This window comes from Streptomyces sp. NBC_00094, from assembly GCF_026343125.1.
GTDB lineage: Bacteria > Actinomycetota > Actinomycetes > Streptomycetales > Streptomycetaceae > Streptomyces.
On sequence record NZ_JAPEMB010000001.1, the window covers coordinates 107,739 to 124,094 of the forward strand.

Sequence of the window (16,356 nt, forward strand, 5' to 3'; positions counted from 1 at the left end):
CGGCGCGGGCCGATGTCTGCGCTCACCCAAGGTCAGCGGCTGACAGTGCCTCGCGGGTCATGGGCAGGGTGGGCATTCTTCCTCGCCAGAGGTAACGCTCTCCCGTGATCTCGAAGCCGTGGCGCAGGTAGAACCGGATCGCCCGTCCGTTGTAGTCGGCGACCCCCAGGCGGATGCGTGCCGGTCCCGCCCACGTGAAGAACTCGGCCATCAGACGGTCGCCGAGCCCGTGGCCCTGGGCATCGCTCAGCAGATACATCGGTCCGAGGGTGACCGACTCCTCCCAGTGACCGCAGAGATAGCCGACGATCTCCGTCTCGGACCGGACGACACGGCAGAAGTGCGGGGCAGGGTGCTGGTTCGCTACCTCGATGAACTCCCGCCACTCCGTGATGCCTTCCGCGGTGGCGGACGAACCACGGTGCTCACGGATCCAGGACTCATCGACACCCGCGGCTGCGTTGGGGTAGTTCTCCAGCCAGTTCCGCAGATGCAAGGGCCCCAACGTCGTAGCGTCGTCAGGGTGAGCGGCGGTGATCACATACGTCATGTCAGATGATACTCGTGCACTGGCCACGTCACTGTGCAGCTGCCCGGGAAGCTCGGCGATGGTCTTGTTCAGCAGCTTCTCGTCAGCTGACTCGACCAGATCGTTCGCCGGCTTCGGCGCGAGGGTGTAGCGGACGCGGCCCGGGTGATCCGGCACCCACCGCCACCGGGCCGGAGCGCAGTCTTCGGCTCGACCGGTCCGACATCTCGGTAACTCCGCCCCCGCTGAGACGGGACGACAGCCAGTCCGGCCCACCCCTGTATACGGCTGCGGGGTGGTACTTCTCCGCTTGAGGCCGGCGCGTAGGATCCATCGCCAGATGCCCGGCCTGAGAGGGAACCGACGTGACTGCCCGCCTCCTCCCCGCACTTCCCGGAGACCCTGCTCGTGTCGGCCCGTACCGGATAGTGGGCCGTCTGGGTATCGGAGGGATGGGTACCGTCCATGCCGCCGTGGACACCAGTGGCAATCGTCTGGCAGTGAAGGTCGTCCACCCCTCTCAGACCGGCGACGAGGAGTTCCGCGCCCGGTTCCGTCGTGAGGTGGCTCTGACGAGCAGGGTGAGTGGGCCGTGTCTCGTGCCGGTGGTGGCGGCGGACTGCGATGCCGAGAGTCCGTGGCTCGCCACGCCCTACATACCGGGCCTCACGATCCAGCAGCACATCGTGGCGCACGGGCCCCTCCAGGACGTGATGCTGCACGCCCTGGCCGCCGGCACCGCCGCCGCCTTGGCGTCGGTCCACGAGGCTGGTGTCATCCACCGTGACATCAAGCCGGGCAATGTGATCCTCTCCCCCAGCGGTCCGCGTCTGCTCGACTTCGGTATCGCGCACGCCTTCGACGGGACCTCGGTCACCCGCACCGGCATGCTGACCGGAACCCCGGGCTGGATCAGTCCCGAGCAGTACCGCACCGGCGGCGTCGGCCCGGAGTCCGACGTCTTCGCCTGGGGCGCGCTTGTCGCCTACGCCGCAACCGGCCGCCACCCGTTCGGGACCGGCGCCCCGGACACGGTCGCCTTCCGTGTGATGTCGCAAGATCCCGACCTCACCGGTCTGCCCGAGGACCTCGCCCGCATCGTGACGAGCGCGCTGTCCAAGGAACCCGGTGACCGGCCTACCGCGCAGTCCCTCAGCAAGGAATGCATAGGGCTACTCGGCCAGGAGAGCACCCAGGTCCTGCCACGTGCGGCACACACGCTGGTCGACGGTCTGGTCACAGGCCGCTGGAGCCTACCGCCCGCGCATGCGGACATCTGGCCGACGCCCCCGCCCAGCGGCCGGGTCCGCAGGTACGGCCTCATCGCCGCTACGGCGATCAGTGTCCTGAGCATCGCTGCCGCGGCCGTCTACACGTCCACGGTCCGAGAGCGGCAAGCGCCGTCGGCCGCCGCTGCGCCCGCCGGCACATCCGCTTCCCCGTCCTCGTCGCGTTCCTCTTCTGCCCCTGCTACTCCCGCTGCCAGTTCAGCGCCACCTGCGAGTACGGGACCTGCGGTCGTCGCGGTCGCCACCCCCACCGTCGCCACACCGACGGCCGAGCCGCAGCCGGCGTATACCCGCAGCGACTACGCCGAGCCCAGCCTCGGGGAGTGGGCGGCCGCGCGTGACGCCATGACAGCCTCCGAACGAGGCATCGCCGACGCCATCAACAAGGAGCTCAGGACCTTTCTCCGCGACGAATGGGGACTGTCCGAGGGTGTGCAGGTGACGTTCAACCCCGAGGCCCAGACCATGTTCCTCACCGCTGGTCCCTCACTGACAGCGGAGGAAAACGGCGGTGACTACACCGAGCTCCAGCGCAGCATGATGTTCACCGGCTGCTCCCGCGGCAACGACAAACTGCGCACCGACATCAGCTGGCCCTACGGACGCGTAGTCGTCATCTACCGCGAATCCATGGCAAATCCCGTAGTCGCCGGCTACCGCGAAGTCACCAACAGTATGAACTGCCGAGTCTGACAGCCTGCGTCCACGAGTCGAGGAGTCGCGCGCCTCGTGCGCGCTACCGAGCTGCTCCACCCCGCGTCGGTAAGTAAGGCACTACGCCACCCACCGTCGTCGATTCCTGTGGATCGGGTGTTCTAGGCTCTCGGGGTGACCAATGAGCTTCTTCGCCTCACGGTGCTGGGGTGCGCGACGCCATATCCGAGCGTGGACAACCCGTGCTCCGGCTATCTCGTGTCCAGCGAAGGCACCCACGTGTGGGTGGACGCCGGCACCGGGACGCTGGGGCCGCTGCAACGTCACGTTCCGCTGGATGAGTTGGACGCGATCTGGATCTCGCACCTGCACGCCGATCACAGCGCCGATCTGCTCACCGCCTATTACGGCGCTCTCTACGCGGACGTCCGCCTCACCGCGCCGATCCCGCTCTACGGCCCGCCCGGTATCGCCGACCGGCTTGCGGACTTCCTCACCAACACCCCGGTCCGCAGCCCGATCGAGTCCGCGTTCGCGGTCACCGAGCTGCACGACGGACACGAGGTGACCGTCGGCCCGCTCAAGCTGACCAGCCGGGCCGTGGCACATGGCATCCCGGCCTTCGCCCTGCGCGTCGAGGCCGCGGGCCGGACACTGGTCTACTCAGGGGACACGGCCCCCTGTGACGGCCTCACGAGTCTGGCCGACGGATGCGACGTACTGCTGTGTGAGGCCGAGAGCGCGCAGGTGCCCGTCGAGGGCGACCAGGTGCACCACACCCCCGAGGACGCGGGCGACACTGCCGGCGCGGCCCGGGCGGGCCGACTGATCGTCACCCATGTCGGCCGGTTCCTCACGCCGGAGGAAGCGGTGGCCCGTGCCTCAACCCGCTTCGGTGGCCCCGTCGCGTACGCAGCACCCGGTTCGACCTTCGAGATCGGCCGGGCCGCCGATGCCCGGGAGCGTTCGATGAGCTGACCGCTCGCCGCAGCCGTGTCGACGAGTTCCCGCGACAGACGCCCGGCACGGAGACCGGCCGGGACCGTCTCCCCCCGCGGGTCCGCCGCACGCCCCGGCGATGGGCGTGCGGCGGTGCCCGCGTTACTTCTCAGAGCTGGGTGATCGGGCGCATCGCCAGTCCCTCGGTGCCGGCCCAGCCGTTCACCCGCGCCGCGTCGTCGACGGAGACGGTGTCGAGACCGTCGGGCAGGTCGAAGATGAGCGTGCCGCTCAGTTCGGTGCCCTCGCCGGCGACCAGGGTGGCCGTGAAGCGGTCGGACTGGTCGTACTCCGCCTCGCCGCCCTCGTCGTTGCCGAAGACGTACAGGCCGGCGTACGCCTTGCCACCGCCCTCGACGACGACGGGCTCGCTGTCCGGCTCTCCGAGCGTCTCGACGATCGGGGCGTCGTTGCCGGCCTTGAGCCGTACCATCGGCGCTTCGTTGAGGACGCACGGCGTCCTGGTCTTGTTGGTGACGGTCAGCAGGAAGTGGCGGGGGGTCTCCCCGGGGCCGTCCTGGAGCTCGACCTCGGTGTTGAGCCCGGTGGCCTCGCAGTCCTCGTACGCGGTGCCGTTGTCGCCGCCGGTCTCACCGCTGTCCCCGGTCCCCGCGGCCGTCGGGCTGCTGCTGCCGGTCCCGGAGTCGTTCGAGGGGGGTGTGGTGCTCTCAGGCGTGCTCGCCCCGGGCGACGCGGAGCCCGACGGGGCGGCGGTCGGCGAAGCGGCGGCGCTGTCGTCGCCCCCAGCGGGCTGGCAGGCGGTGGCCGTCAGCAGAGCCGCGACCACGGTCGCGCCCAGGACGGTGCCACGCAGCCCCCGACGCAACGAACCGGCCCTGGCCGTCTTCGAGTTCATAACGTTTCCTCTTCCCCCGTGACCGAACCGGAGCCGGCCGATGTTCAAGCGACAGGACCATTCTTGCCGCGTGGGGAAGCCGGGTCACCGGCATCGCACGTTTGTTACAGCCCGCGCACGAACCAGCAGCCGTGGCGTGACCATGACTCCCCCTCACCCAGGAAAGTCGCTGTCGGGGAGGAGAGTTGATGTGCTCTACGTGAGGCGAGGCGCCTGCGGCCCGACGGCTGCAGACGCCTCCTTCCAGTGAGCGAGCTCACCGACGCCGCCGCGGTGGATTCCGGTGATCACCTGTCGTGACGATCACCGGAATCCGCCTCAGCGGTCTTCCGTGGGGCCCGACACCCGGGCGATCCACGCCTCCACTTCGTACGAACCGCGCGGCATCGCGGCGGACAGGTTCTCGTAACCGTCCTCGGTCACCAGGACGTCGTCCTCGATGCGGACCCCGATGCCGCGGAACTCCTCCGGGGCCAGCAGGTCGTCCGCCTTGAAGTACAGGCCCGGCTCGACCGTGAGGATCATGCCCGGCTTCAGTTCGCCGTCCATGTAGTCCTCGCGCAGCAGCAGCTGGCAGTCGTGCACGTCCATGCCCAGGTGGTGGGAGGTCCCGTGGACCATCCAGCGGCGGTGCCAGCCGCCGTGCTCCGGGGCGAGGGTCTGCTCGAGGGTGACTCCCTCGGGCAGCAGGCCCCACTCGTGCAGGTGGCGTGCGATGACCTCGTTCGCGGCGGCGTGGATGTCGCTGAACTTGTTGCCGGGCTTCACCGCTTCGAGGCCGGCCTGCTGTGCCGCGTGGACCGCGTCGTAGATCTTGCGCTGTACGTCGGTGAAGCGGCCGCTCACCGGAAGGGTGCGGGTGATGTCGGCGGTGAACAGGGAGTCGATCTCGATCCCGGCATCCACCAGGATCAGGTCTCCCTCGCGGACCTCGCCCGTGTTCTTCGTCCAGTGGATGGTGTTGGCATGGTCGCCGGACGCGCAGATCGACTCGTATCCGACGCCGTTGCCCTCATGACGGGCGTACAGGCCGAAGATGCCCTCGACCCATCGCTCACCGCGGCCCTTGCGTACGGCTTCGGGCAGGGTGGCGATGATCGCCTCGAACCCCTTGTGGGTGGCGTCGATCGCCTTACGCATCTCGCCGACCTCCCACTCGTCCTTGAGGAGCCGCATCGCGGACAGCTCGCGGGCCAGTTCGTCGTCGGCCTCCTCCTGCTGCTCACCGGTCAGGGACGTCCCCGCCTGGGTGCGGGCGGCGTCGACGACCTCGGCGAGCTGCGGGTCGGCCGACCGGACCACGCGCAGCCGGGCGGCGGCGTCGTCCTTGGCCAGGTCGGCGGCGAGCGAGTCGATGTGGCGGGCGGTGAGGCCGAGTTCCGACTCGACGTCCGCGATGGTCGGGCGGTAGCCGACCCAGAACTCCCCGTACCGGGAGTCGGTGTAGAACTCCTCGGTGTCCCGCGGGGCCGGCGGGCGGAAGTACAGGACGGCATGGTGTCCGCCCTCGGGCAGCGGATCCAGTACGAGGACGCTGTCGGGCTCGGTGTGCGCACCGAGCCCCGAGAGGTGGGCGAAGGCGGTGTGCGGCCGGAAGGTGTAGTCGGTGTCGTTGCTCCGTACCTTCAGGCCGCCGCCGGGGATGACGAGCCGCTCGCCGGGGAACCGCTGGGACAGGGTCGCCCGGCGGCGGGCCGCATGATCGGCAACCTCGGCACGGGGGGCGGGCGCACGGTCGTCGGTCGCCCATCCTGAGGCCATGAACTCGCGGAACTCGGTGCTGACGGGAGTGCCACGGTGGCCGGCCTTGGGCTGATTCTCGCTGGTCATGCCGTACATCCTGTCAGATCGACCGACTATGCGAACCCCTGTCGATCAAACTGATGATCGCTCAAGATTCTTGCGTCGGAGAGGCCGCGGAAGCGGTGGCCGCGCCCTCGGGGCGTGGAGCCTCCGCGGGGTCGGCCGCCTCGCGGCAGCGCACCATGAACGACCGCTCGAAGACGATCACGGGCTCTCCCGTCGACTTCGTGCCCGTCGTCTCCACCGTGATGATCCCCTGCCCAGGCCGGGACCGGGACAGCCGCTTGTCGAGGATCCGGCTCGTCGCGTAGAGCGTGTCGCCGACGAAGACGGGGTCCTTCAAACGGACCTTGTCCCAGCCCAGGTTGGCCACCGCCCGTGCCGACAGCGCCTGCACGGTCATCCCGCCGACCAGGCACAGCGTGATGCCGCTGTTCACCAGGACCCTGCCGTACTCGGCTCCCGCGCCGTAGTGCTGGTCGAAGTGGAGCGGGTGCTGGTTCATCGTCAGCAGGGTCAGCCAGGTGTTGTCGGCCTCGGAGAGGGTACGGCCGGGCCAGTGCCGGATCACCATGCCCGGCTCGAAGTCCTCGAAGTCCCCGCCGTGTTCCTCGACGTACTCGTTGTCCTTGACGTGACGCAGGGTCATGCGGTTCCACTCCGGTGATGTCGCTGAAAGGGGTCGGCGCGGGCGGCACGCCGGTACAAGAGGTAGAGCGCGGCCTGTGCTCCGTCAGATCGCCACCATCACGTTGTCGGAGCTGCTCGTCCCGCCTCGGACGCTGACGATCCCGGCGGAACCGTCGCCGAAGAACCGGCAGAACAGGCCGGCCGGGCGACCGCCGAACACCAGGGGGCCCAGCACCGGGGCGACATCGACGTCATGCGGCTCGTCGGAGCCGTCGGCGATGAGTGAGACCCGGCAGGTCTGCGGCTGCACGAACTCCTGCACCACGCTGGTGTCACCGCCCTCGACGGCCTCACCGATGGCGGACTCCCAGGCGGCCTGGTCGACCTCGCGGCCGATGACCACCTGCTTGCCGCTCTCCCCCAGGCCGGCCTTGAGCACCAGCAGGTGCCTGTTGCCCAGCACGAACGGGAGCAGGTCGACCTGCTCGCCCTCGCGGTCGGTCTTCCGCTCCGAGAGGATCCGGGTCCACGGCAGGTACCGCGCGACGAGCGTGCGCTCGGCCTCGGTCATCCAGGGCCGCCCCTCGGACAGCAGGCCCATGGTGAGCTTGCTGTGCATGAAGGTCGACGTCTGGGTGCCCACGAGCACGCAGTCGTTGTCCAGGGCGTCCTGGACCGGCGTGGTGTCGAGCCCCACTTCGAGCCAGTCCGGGATGGTGAAGTTCCGCAGTCCGATCTGATGACGCAGGTGCGGGGCGCAGTCCCACGCCTCGTGCAGATCCTCCGGCTCGAAGAAGCGAGCGGTCAGGCCGTGGCTGTTGTAGTAGTCGGTCTCCATCTCGAAGTACCGCGGCTCCACGCCGATCACCCGGGAACTGCCCACGACGGCCACCCGCGGTGCCAGCCCCAGCTCCGCGCCGAGCGAGCGGAACATCTCGGCTCGTACGGCGAACGGGCTCGGGGAGTGGTACGGGGTCCGGCCCTGCTCGTCGGCGTGGAGCCTGCGCCACACCGCCAGACGGCTCTGTGTCTCCACCACGCCGCCGAGCGCCCCGCTGACGTTGAACTCCAGGAACTGCGGCCCGTTCGGCCCGATGACCAGGTCCGGACGGACCACACTGTCGGCGTACCGCTCCTCGATGAAGGGGTCGCGCATCCACAGCCGGTCCTCGGTGGCCGGCATGTCGTAGGCCTTCAGCCTGTCGGCGGTGGTGCGTCCGGTCTCCAGGGCGGTACGGCGCAGCAGCTCGATCAGCGCGACGCTCACCCGGAAGATCTCGGCGTAGGCCGCGCGCGGGATCGCCATCGGTGCCGCGGGAAGGACCTTCTGGTACGGCCAGCCGGTGTCCCGGAGCTCGTGCCTCAGCATCTGCCGGATCGTGTCCGCCGACGCGGCGGGCCGCAGCCGGTGGTCTCCGAACCACGGGTGCCCGTTTCCGGAACCGAGGTCCTCATGCGTGTCCATCCGACACTCCCTCCTTCGTTGGCGGAACGGCGGACGGGGTGCCCGGTCCCTGCTGGGCCGCACGGCGCTGCTCGAACAGCGCCACCGCGGCGGCGGTGTCCTCGATGGCCATGCCGACCGTACGCAGGACCGAGGTCCGGCCGACGGCGGCGACCTCGCCGCTCACCAGCCTGCCCAGCTCGTACAGGTCGTCGGCCTTGATCAGGCCGCCGGCCAGGGCCGCCCTGATCTCACCCGCACCGTCCAGGGCTGCGGCCCGGTCCTCGACGATCGTCACGGCATCGGCCAGGAGGACCGGGTCGAGTTCGAGGGCGTCCGGGTGGGTGCCGCCGATGACGTTCACATGCGCCCCGGAGGCCACCCAGTCCGCCTCCACCACGGGTGTGCCGTCGTCGGTGGAGGTGGCCGTGCAGATGATCGGCGCGTCGGTGACGGCTTCCCTAGCGGTGTCGCAGACCGTCACGCGGAGGGGCCGGCCCGCGGTGTCCCGGATCCAGTCCGCGAACGTCTCGGCGCCGGCGCGGGTCCGCGAGTGGATCCGGACGCTGCGGATCGGGCGTACCGCCGACACCGCCCGGATCAGGGCACGCGCCTGCACCCCCGCGCCGATCACCGCCAGGTCGTCGGCGTCGTCGGGAGTGCACCAGCGGGTCGCCAGAGCGGCGACCGCGCCGGTGCGGACGGCGGTGAGCTCGGCGCCCTCGAGGAGGGCGGTGACCTGCCCCGTCTCCAGGTCGGTGAGTGCGACGATCCCGTGGATCAGCGGCAGCCCGCGTGTCGGGTTGTCGGGGGTGAGCGTGGTGACCTTGACGCTGCCCACCCCGCGCTGCTCCCAGACGGCGGGGCTGACGAGGAGGACGCGCTGGTCACCGTGTTCGATGACGGTACGGGCCGGGGACCGGGTCCGGCCGGCGGCCAGGTCCACGAACATCTCGCCGAGTACGTCGATCACGCGGGTCATCGGCCCGGGACCGGCCATGTCGGCGGCCTGGACCATCACCGGTGCGGCGGTCATGGCGTTCCGCCGTCTGCGGCTTCGCCGGAAGCGCTGTCGTCACCGGCAGTGCTGTCGTCGCCGGCATCGCTGCCGTCTCGACCGAATCGGCTCGTCCAGGCGTCCTCGCGCGCCACCGTGGCGCGGGCCAGCCGGGCGAACGGAGGCCCGACCATGTTGCCGTCCAGGACGGCGATCCCACCGTTGGCGGAAGACACGGCCGCTGCCACCCGGCGGGCCAGCCCCAGCTCGTCGGACCGGGGCCGCAGGATGCGGTTGATCACGTCGAGCTCGCCCGGGTGCACCGTCGCCTTGCCATGGAAGCCGAGCGCCCGCACCCGGGTGGTCTCCTCGGCGAGGACCGCCGGTTCGGCGAGCCGGAAGTTGGCCGTGTCGATGCACGCCGTGCCGAACCGCGCGCAGGCCATCGCCATCGCCTGCCGGGCGGCCTGCATGGCCTCCCAGGTGATGTCGACGCCGAGCGTGGCGGCCAGATCGGCCGAGCCCAGCACGAGACCGTCGGCGGAGCGCGCGATGGAGTCGATGTGGGTGATCGACTCGACCGTCTCCACCGTCACGTAGATCTCCGGGTACGCGCCCGCTGACGCCAGCATCCGGCGCAGCAGGTCGATCTCGTCCGCCGAGGTCACCATCGTCATCATGACGATGCCGGGCTTCACCGGGGCGTCGGCCAGCATCAGCACGTCGTGCACCGCGGCGAGGCTGCCGAGCTCGTTCATGCGCACGGCGACGTTCGCCGGCCGCGGCGACTTCTCCAGCGCGGCCCGGCAGACCGCGCGGGCGGCCGGCTTGTCGGCGGGCGGTACGGAGTCCTCGAGGTCGATCAGGTGGACGTCCGCGTCGTACGACCAGGCCTTCACCACCCGTTCCAGCGACAGGGCAGGCGTGTACAGGATGCTGCGCGGTATCGCCCTGACCGAGCCGGTCACTCGGGCACCGACCCGGGCTGCGCGGCCGCCGGAAGCGCGCCGGCCTTGATCAGCGCGGCGGCGAGCCGCCTGATCTGCTCCTCGGTCTGCCCCGCGCGCAGCATGACCCGCAGTCCGGCGGTGCCGCGGGCGACGATCGGGAAGAACACCGGCGAGGTGTAGAAGCCGGCCGCGAAGACCTGCTTGGCGGCTTCGACGACCGTCGCGTCGCTCATCGGCACGACGCGGATCGGGAACGTGCTCTCGGCCTGCTCGGTCGTGACGAGCGAGTCGAACAGCGCGATGTTGGAGCGCAGACGCCCCTGCAGCTGGGTGAGTTCCTCGGTGCGGTGGATCTCGGCCGAGGCGAGCGCCGCGCCGACCCCGGCGGCGTTCATCTTCTGCGAGTAGCCCAGCGGGCCCGCGAACCGCTCGATGAGCCGACGCGTCTCCTCGGTGTAGCCGTCGAGCAGGATCGCCGTACCGCCGGCCCCGAATCCCTTGCTCAGGGTCGCCACGGTGATGGTCCGCTCGTCCAGCACCGGGGAGTGCGAGCGGACGTAGCCGATGCCGCGCTCGCCGTACGCGGACAGCGAGTGCGAGTCGTCGTAGAAGACCAGGAGGTTGTACTTGTCCTGCAGCTCGGCCAGCTCCTTGACGGGCGCGTAGCCGCCGAGGCTGTCCGAGCCGTCCACCACGTAGCAGACGCGCTCGTAGGTGCGGCACATGTCCTCGAGGAAGTCGAGGTCGTGGTGACGGCTGGTCACGACCTCGGTCTCGTCGGCGCAGCTCGGCTTGGCGTTGGCCATCGAGACATGGGCGTTCTTGTCGAAGACCATCAGCGGGCGGGTGCCGTTGCCGAGGTGCCCCGACGCGATCAGCGGAAGCAGGCCGGTGCTGGCTGCCGCGGTGGAGACGGCGCTGATCACCATCGCGCCGAACAGCTCGCCCAGCGACTCCTCCAGCTCCAGCAGGACCGGCGTCTGGACGCGGGTGCGCGGGATGCAGTGGTCCAGCACGCCGAAGCGGCGCAGTGAGTCGACCGCACCGTCGATGACCTTGGGGTGGGTGTCCAGGTCCAGGTAGGAGCAGACCGTGAAGTTGACGAACTCGTGCCCGTCGGGCATGTGGAACACGCCGTCCTGGAGGTCGCCGACGATGCCGGCGACCCCGTTCTCGTAGGACATGTTCCAGAAGGCGTTGCCGATCCCGATCAGCCTGTCGTTGTTGCGGTACAGGTGGGTGGGAGTGATGCTCTTGCGCTCGGTCATCAGGAGTTCACCTCGGTGGGCTTGTAGCTGTAGACGCCCTTGAATCTCCGGTAGGCGTACGTGTACAGCGCGACGCCGAGCACGTGCGGCCTACGGAGGATCTTCTTGGACTTGAGCCAGAAGTTGACGTTGATGTTCATGTCGTCCAGCGACTCGGCCTGGTGCCACCAGCCGAGCGGCAGGTAGAGCATGTGGCCCGGTTCGAGGACGAAGTCACGGCGCTGGGCGAGCTTGGCCGCCAGCTTCGGGTAACGCTTCAGGTCGACGTCGTCGAGGTCGACCACCTTGGACTTGTCCCCGTACCCCTGCAGTACCGACCTCGGGTAGTAGTCGCGTACACCGGGGGGAGCGATGATGAACCGCTTGCGGCCTTCGAGCGCGATGTTGAAGTTCTCGAACTCGTCGAAGTGGCTCTTGGTGAACACGCCTTGGTGGCTGATCCACAGGTTGGCCGCGTACAGGCTGTTGCCGTAGCCGAAGAGCTCCTCGGCGTCGAAGCCGATGACCGCGTTCACGTCGGCCGGACTGCTTCGTATGTTCGACACCACCCGGTGCCAGGTGTCCGTGTTGGTGAGGTGGCGCTCGTCCGCGAAGAACTCGCGGAGCTTGATGTCGCGGGTCTCCCAGCGCCCCGGGTGGTTCTTGTCGCCCGGCTCGGTGAACAGGGTGACGGTCATCTCGGCCAGACGGGCCGCCACTTCGTCCCGGCCGAGTCCCTGGACGCTGCTCGGGAGCTTGATCACCACGGGGCGGTCGGCCTTGTACAGCCCCTGGGGGCCGATGGCCATGAACTCGTCGAACGACATACGGGTGACTTCCACACCCGCCGTCCCGTTCGACTCGGGCACAGCTTCCGGTACTGCCATGTCGTTTGTCCTCCTTTCCTTGAAGCCGGGTCACATGCCTTTGTCAGCTGTCAGCTGTCAGCCGTCGGCCTTACGGCCGCTCAGCTCGGCCACCACGTCCACGATCAGGTCCTCCTGACCGGCGATGGCCTGCCGGCGACCGAGCTCGAAGAAGACGTCGCGCGGGTCCACGTCGGCGGCCGCGGAGAGTTCGACGACCCGGTGCTTGAATCCGGAGAACACTCCCGCCAGGCCGCTGACGATGCTCATCGAGGCGGTCACCGGTGGCGCGGGCATGAGTTCGCGCTCGGCGAGCTCGGCGGCGTCAAGGAGTGCGTACAGGTCGATGCCCGTGGTGAACCCGCTCCGCTCCAGCACCGGAACCACCACCTCGAGCTGGGTGTTGCCCGCTCCGGCGCCGAAGCCGCGGGCGCAGCCGTCGATGATCAGGGCGCCGGCGTCGGCCGCGGCGACCGAGTTCGCGACGGCCATCCCGAGGTTGTTGTGCCCGTGGAAGATCACCGGGACGGTGTCGACCGCCTCGACGATCGCGCCGATCCGCGCGGTGACGTCCGCGGGGAGGAAGTGGCCCGCGGAGTCCATGATCCCCACGGCCTGCGCCCCGTATCCGACGGCTCGCGCGGCCTGCTCGGCCAGCTCGGCCGGGGAGGCCATGTGGCTCATCATCAGGACGCAGTGAGCCTCCGCACCTTCGTCCCGCAGGAAGCCCAGGTGGCGCTCGGCCAGTGACGCCTCGGTGGCGTGCACGCCGATGCGGAACACGTCGACCCCGTGGGCGATCCCCCGCCGGAGGTCCGACGAGGTGCCCCAGCCGGGCAGCATGAAGGTACCCATCCGGCTGTGGCGCAGTGCCTCCCGGACGGTCGACAGCATCTCGTCGTCACTCGCCGCGGCCTGCCCGACCTGCAGCGAGGAGGCTCCCAGACCGTTGCCGTGGCCGACTTCCACCACCGGAATCCGGGCCGCGTCCGCCGCTTCGGCGTATCGGCGCAGCGCGGTCAGCCCGAGCTGGTGCCGGACCGCGTGCTGGCCGTCCCGCAGCGTCGGGTCGTAGATCACCACGTTCTTCATGAGGTCACTCCCGTCCGGGACGCCCGGTCCGGCCGGGTCGCGTACTGCTCGGCGACCATGACGGCGGCGGAGTTGATGATGTCGAGGTTTCCGGCGTACGGCGGCAGGACGTCGCTGTGCGCCATGACCTGGAGGGTGATCGTCACCAGGTCGCCGACCGCCGTACAGGCGACGACGTCGTACCCGGGGGCGAACGACCGCACCTGCTCGGCCACCCGTTCGACCACCGCGCGCACCGCCACCGGGTCGGCGCCCGCCATGCGGGCGTGGATGGCCGTCCGGAAGGTCGCCGGCGGCACCGCCGGACTGATGTTGAGGATCGCCTTCACGTCGGTCACGCCGGAGAACATCGTCACCGCGTGACCGGTGGTCGCCACGTACTCGTCGAGATTCAGCCTGGTCGCGCGGCCCGCTACGTCACTGGCCACGGTCGAGACGACCTCGAAGTACGTCACCGGGAAGTGGGCCGCGAGGGCGTGCACGACCGGGACGGACGCCTGACCGCCGCAGCTGATCAGATTGACGTTGCGGCCGGTCGCCGGCGACACCCCGGTCACGGTGGGCGCCACCATCTGCCCGACCTTGCTGGGCGTCAGGTCGATCACCAGCGTCCCGAGCGGCTCCAGCAGTGGCCAGTGGTCCCGGTGGGCCGCGGCGCTGGTGGCGTCGAAGACGACGTCGAACGGTCGCGGGGCCGCCAGTAGGGCCTCGATGCCGCCGGCGGTGGTGGCGTACCCGAGGCTCTCGGCGTACCGGAGGCCCGCCGACTCGGGGTTACGTCCGGCGACCAGCCGGCATTCCAACGCCGGTGACCGGTCGATCTTGCTCACCAGATCCCGGCCGATCGCCCCGGTGCCGATGACGGCGACCGTCACCGGTTCGACGACCTCCGGACGGGCGCTCGTCAGACTCGCCGTGAGACTCAACGTATGCCTCCGTGGGACCCGAGGTGGCAGGTCCGCTGATGACGTGAGAGGCAACGGCGAGTGACGGTGGTATGTCTCGCCGCATCCGGTTCGCAGGTTCCCATGAACGTTGTCCTCATCCTTCGATGTGCGCGCGGCTGCTTCCTGGCAGCCCTGACTGCAGGCATGCGGGTGCCTCACCGGGATGTCCTCCGTTGCGTACCGTGCGCCGACGCGGTTCGGTCGCGCTGCCTCTGGTGCTGCCGTCGGCCGGCCTGCCTGCCGACGGGGCCGCCGTGAGGCGAAGCGTGAGGAAGTCGACGCGTGGTCGCGCGTCTGGAGGACGAAGAAGCCAAGACCACTCGGCCGCCGGGCGTCGCGCCGAATCAATCGGCCGCAAGCACGAACCGGGGGTCTTGACGCAGTGTGTGAAAGCCCCGTTGCCGGCATGCCCTCCCATGCATGCACGTTGCTGACCACCGATTCAGCGCCCAGCGGCGGCGAACATATCAGAAGACGGCGGGACACAACCCCCTCCGGCCGGATGGAATTTGATCTTCCTCCGAGGCGCCCGGCCGGTTCGGCCCGGGCACCCGCGCGACAGGTGCGCAATCCACCGACGGACCTGATCTTTTCCTCGACGCCGCCGCGGACGCCGACTATTGTCGGCAACCCCGTGCACCTGACCGTACGGGCCCCGGTGAACGACGACGGACTGATGACGCGTCGGCTACGGGGCAGCATCTCGAAGGGGGAAACCATGGACTGCCGGCTGCACTGCCACGCGGTGTCATGAGCGCGTCGACTACAGAAAAGGCCAGCTCACAACGGCTGCGCCTGGGCGGCGACTTCTCCCGACTGTGGTGGTCCGCCGCCGTCTCCTCGCTCGGTGACGGGGCCACGATCGCCGCCGGACCCCTGCTCGCCTCCCGGCTGACCGACGACCCTCGCCTGATCGGCGCGGCCTCGGTGGCCTTCACCGCACCGTTCATCCTGTTCGGCATCCCGGCAGGGCTGTTGGTCGACCGCCTCGACATCCGGAAGATGATGGTCCGCGTCGATATCGCGCGCGCCGTCCTGCTCGCGGTGCTGGCCGTCGGGATCCTCGGCGGCTGGGGCGGGCTGCCGCTGCTCTACGTGTGCATGTTCCTGCTCGGCGTCGGCGAGGTCCTCTGCCGCAACGCCGCCCAGGTACTCGTCCCGTTCATCACCCCGAAGGCCGGGCTCTCCACCGCCAACGCCCGCATCATGGCGGCGCAGGAGGCGGGTACCGGATTCGTCGGGCCGCTCCTCGGCGCGCTGATGTTCGGTGTGGCGATGGCGCTGCCCTTCGGCGTCGACGCGGCCACCTTCCTGTGCTCCGCCGTCCTGGTCAGCCGTATCCGCCGCACCCGGCCGATCGAGCGCGGACCGGACAGGGCCGGCGTGATGTCGGAGATGATGGCCGGCGCCAAGTGGCTGTTCTCGCATCATCTGCTGCGCAGCCTCGCCCTGGTGTCCTGTCTGATCAACCTCGCCGGCAACGCGATGCTCGCCGTGCTCGTGGTGTACAGCGGGAAGGTGCTCCACCTGGGCCCGTTCGGATACGGCGTCCTGCTCGCCTGCCAAGCCGTGGGAGCCGTCCTGGCCTCACGCTTCGCCCCCGCCCTGACCGAGCGTCTCGGCCGGGAAGGGGCGCTGGTCGCCACCGCCGTCCTGATCACCACGAGCGAGACGGTGCTGGCCGCCGTGCCCTCGGTGTACGCGGCGGGCGCGGCCCTCGCGATCTTCGCGTGCGGGACGGTGACGTGGAACGTCGTCGTGGTCGTCCTGCGGCAGACCCTGGTACCGCAGCACCTGCTCGGGCGGGCGAACAGCGTGTACCGGCTCGTCGCCTGGGGCGGACTGCCCATCGGTGCGGCGGCCGGCGGCATCGTCGCCGCCGAGGTCGGCACCCGCGCCGTGTTCGGCGCCGGCGCGGTCGCCATGGCGGTCGTCGCGGTCGCGCTCTTCGTGGGCGCCCGCCGCCAGTGGATCACCCGAGCCGAGCAGAGCACCGAGCAGAGCGCCGAGCAGGCTCCGCTCCCCACCGACACGAACTGAGCGAGCGGGCGGC

The 16,356-nt window shown here is 69.8% G+C and carries 14 protein-coding genes; 3 read left to right on the plus strand and 11 right to left on the minus strand.

Going from position 1 to position 16,356, the window contains the following annotated elements; genetic code table 11:
* Positions 1–22: 22 nt before the first annotated feature.
* Entirely contained in the window at positions 23–706 is a 684-nt protein-coding gene (locus OG580_RS00560) for an N-acetyltransferase (protein WP_267041632.1), read from the minus strand.
* A gap of 188 nt (positions 707–894) precedes the next feature.
* Here OG580_RS00560 and OG580_RS00565 point away from each other — a divergent pair, with 188 nt between their 5' ends.
* Together OG580_RS00565 and OG580_RS00570 are read left to right on the plus strand one after the other, a co-directional pair.
* A complete protein-coding gene (locus tag OG580_RS00565) occupies positions 895–2,511 on the plus strand; it encodes a serine/threonine-protein kinase (protein WP_267041633.1) in 1,617 nt (538 codons plus the stop codon).
* Positions 2,512–2,646: 135 nt separating this feature from the next.
* Complete coding sequence (locus OG580_RS00570) at positions 2,647–3,450, plus strand: MBL fold metallo-hydrolase (RefSeq protein WP_267041634.1); 804 nt, start codon at positions 2,647–2,649, stop codon at positions 3,448–3,450.
* A gap of 130 nt (positions 3,451–3,580) precedes the next feature.
* On the opposite strand, the gene OG580_RS00575 is transcribed toward OG580_RS00570, so the two are convergent.
* The 10 genes from OG580_RS00575 to OG580_RS00620 all read right to left on the minus strand — a co-directional run bounded on the left by OG580_RS00575 (position 3,581) and on the right by OG580_RS00620 (position 14,282).
* Positions 3,581–4,327, minus strand: a complete 747-nt coding sequence (locus OG580_RS00575) for a DUF4232 domain-containing protein (protein WP_267041635.1) — start codon at positions 4,325–4,327, stop codon at positions 3,581–3,583.
* Between the two features lie 318 nt (positions 4,328–4,645).
* On the minus strand, positions 4,646–6,157 hold the full coding sequence (locus tag OG580_RS00580) for an aminopeptidase P family protein (protein WP_267041636.1): 1,512 nt from the start codon (positions 6,155–6,157) through the stop codon (positions 4,646–4,648).
* 61 nt (positions 6,158–6,218) lie between these two features.
* Positions 6,219–6,779 (minus strand): MaoC family dehydratase, encoded by a 561-nt coding sequence (locus OG580_RS00585; protein WP_267041637.1) that lies wholly within the window; start codon positions 6,777–6,779, stop codon positions 6,219–6,221.
* Positions 6,780–6,863: 84 nt separating this feature from the next.
* Positions 6,864–8,225: a hypothetical protein gene (locus OG580_RS00590; protein ID WP_267041638.1), complete on the minus strand. Its 1,362-nt coding sequence runs from the start codon at positions 8,223–8,225 to the stop codon at positions 6,864–6,866.
* A complete protein-coding gene (locus tag OG580_RS00595; protein ID WP_267041639.1) occupies positions 8,212–9,240 on the minus strand; it encodes an ornithine cyclodeaminase family protein in 1,029 nt (342 codons plus the stop codon). The genes OG580_RS00590 and OG580_RS00595 overlap by 14 nt, the downstream gene beginning before the upstream one ends.
* Positions 9,237–10,169 (minus strand): CoA ester lyase, encoded by a 933-nt coding sequence (locus OG580_RS00600; protein ID WP_267041640.1) that lies wholly within the window; start codon positions 10,167–10,169, stop codon positions 9,237–9,239. Before OG580_RS00600 ends, OG580_RS00595 begins: the two co-directional genes overlap by 4 nt.
* The gene (locus tag OG580_RS00605; protein WP_267041641.1) at positions 10,166–11,419 is read right to left on the minus strand and encodes an aminotransferase class I/II-fold pyridoxal phosphate-dependent enzyme; all 1,254 of its coding nucleotides are present in this window, start codon (positions 11,417–11,419) and stop codon (positions 10,166–10,168) included. Before OG580_RS00605 ends, OG580_RS00600 begins: the two co-directional genes overlap by 4 nt.
* Positions 11,419–12,285: a cupin-like domain-containing protein gene (locus tag OG580_RS00610; protein ID WP_267041642.1), complete on the minus strand. Its 867-nt coding sequence runs from the start codon at positions 12,283–12,285 to the stop codon at positions 11,419–11,421. The genes OG580_RS00605 and OG580_RS00610 overlap by 1 nt, the downstream gene beginning before the upstream one ends.
* A gap of 57 nt (positions 12,286–12,342) precedes the next feature.
* The gene (gene dmpG / locus OG580_RS00615; RefSeq protein ID WP_267041643.1) at positions 12,343–13,356 is read right to left on the minus strand and encodes a 4-hydroxy-2-oxovalerate aldolase; all 1,014 of its coding nucleotides are present in this window, start codon (positions 13,354–13,356) and stop codon (positions 12,343–12,345) included.
* Positions 13,353–14,282 (minus strand): acetaldehyde dehydrogenase (acetylating), encoded by a 930-nt coding sequence (locus OG580_RS00620; protein WP_267041644.1) that lies wholly within the window; start codon positions 14,280–14,282, stop codon positions 13,353–13,355. Before OG580_RS00620 ends, dmpG begins: the two co-directional genes overlap by 4 nt.
* Before the next feature lie 771 nt (positions 14,283–15,053).
* On the opposite strand from OG580_RS00620, the gene OG580_RS00625 reads away from it, so the two are divergent.
* Positions 15,054–16,343 carry an MFS transporter gene (locus tag OG580_RS00625; protein WP_267041645.1) on the plus strand — a complete coding sequence of 430 codons (1,290 nt, stop codon included), beginning with the start codon at positions 15,054–15,056 and terminating at the stop codon, positions 16,341–16,343.
* The last annotated feature ends 13 nt before the right edge of the window (positions 16,344–16,356 follow it).